4 tRNA genes are annotated in these 484 nt (G+C 50.8%); all 4 read left to right on the top strand.

What is annotated here, in order from left to right:
- The first annotated feature begins 67 nt into the window (after window positions 1–67).
- The 4 genes from ACYUE0_RS17830 to ACYUE0_RS17815 all read left to right on the top strand — a co-directional run bounded on the left by ACYUE0_RS17830 (window position 68) and on the right by ACYUE0_RS17815 (window position 410).
- A tRNA-Arg gene (locus ACYUE0_RS17830) sits at window positions 68–144 on the top strand.
- 7 nt (window positions 145–151) lie between these two features.
- Window positions 152–227 (top strand) — tRNA-His (locus ACYUE0_RS17825).
- A gap of 29 nt (window positions 228–256) precedes the next feature.
- Window positions 257–331: transfer RNA gene (locus ACYUE0_RS17820), tRNA-Gln, on the top strand.
- Between the two features lie 3 nt (window positions 332–334).
- Window positions 335–410 (top strand) — tRNA-Lys (locus ACYUE0_RS17815).
- Window positions 411–484: the final 74 nt, after the last annotated feature.

Below are 484 nucleotides of genomic sequence, written 5' to 3'. Positions count from 1 at the left end.
CAATGGTAGAGTGCTAGCCTTCCAAGCTAGTTACGAGGGTTCGATTCCCTTCACCCGCTCCAAGTATGCGTTTTTAGCTCAGTTGGATAGAGCAACGCCCTTCTAAGGCGTGGGCCAGGGGTTCGAATCCCTTAAAACGCACCATTATATGGTGGCCGTAGTTCAGTTGGTAGAGCACCAGGTTGTGGCTCTGGGTGTCGTGGGTTCGAGTCCCATCGGCCACCCCATATAAAATTAATAATTATTTAAGTAATGTTGGGATATCGCCAAGCGGTAAGGCACCAGACTTTGACTCTGGCATTCGTAGGTTCAAATCCTGCTATCCCAGCCATAGGGTTCACTAGCTCAGTCGGTAGAGCACATGACTTTTAATCATGGTGTCCGGGGTTCGATTCCCCGGTGAGCCACCAAATTATGCAGATGTGGCGGAATTGGCAGACGCACTAGACTTAGGATCTAGCGCCTTTGGCGTGGGGGTTCGACC

The sequence above is a fragment of the Clostridium sp. CTA-19 genome, from assembly GCF_054767855.1.
Note: the sequence above shows the minus strand (reverse complement) of the source record. Positions and strands in the feature narration are given on the sequence as shown.